The 379-nt window shown below is 57.3% G+C and carries 1 protein-coding gene; it reads right to left on the reverse strand.

Annotated features, from left to right (window positions below):
- Positions 1 to 67: 67 nt before the first annotated feature.
- Positions 68 to 379, reverse strand: a 312-nt coding sequence (locus AC5ZGW_RS47495; RefSeq protein ID WP_496114321.1) for an isochorismatase family protein, incomplete at its 5' end; no start/stop codon positions are given.

Below are 379 nucleotides of genomic sequence, written 5' to 3' on the forward strand. Positions count from 1 at the left end.
GAAGATGGAGGATTTCGGCGAGGAGATCTATCTGCTGGAGCGGGAAGGCGAGAAGAAGGACCGGTAATTATTCTGCGAGGATATCGGCGCTCGTGACGATATCGATGCCGCGTCCACGCATCTCATCGATGGCGTCGGCAACGCCTTCAGGCGTGATGCCGCGGCTTGCATCCTCGACAAATCGGACCTTGACGCCTGGGATCATGTCCAGCGCATCGAGCGCGGAAAACTTTACGCAATAGTCGGTCGCAAGTCCGCAGACGTCGAGCTCGGTGACCCCCTGATCTTCCAGAAAATCGGCAAGGCCGGTCACGGCATATTGATCATTGTCGCGGAAGGCAGAGTAGCTGTCGACGTTCTTGTTCTCGCCCTTCTGCTG

This window comes from Bradyrhizobium sp. Crot121 (assembly GCF_059512385.1).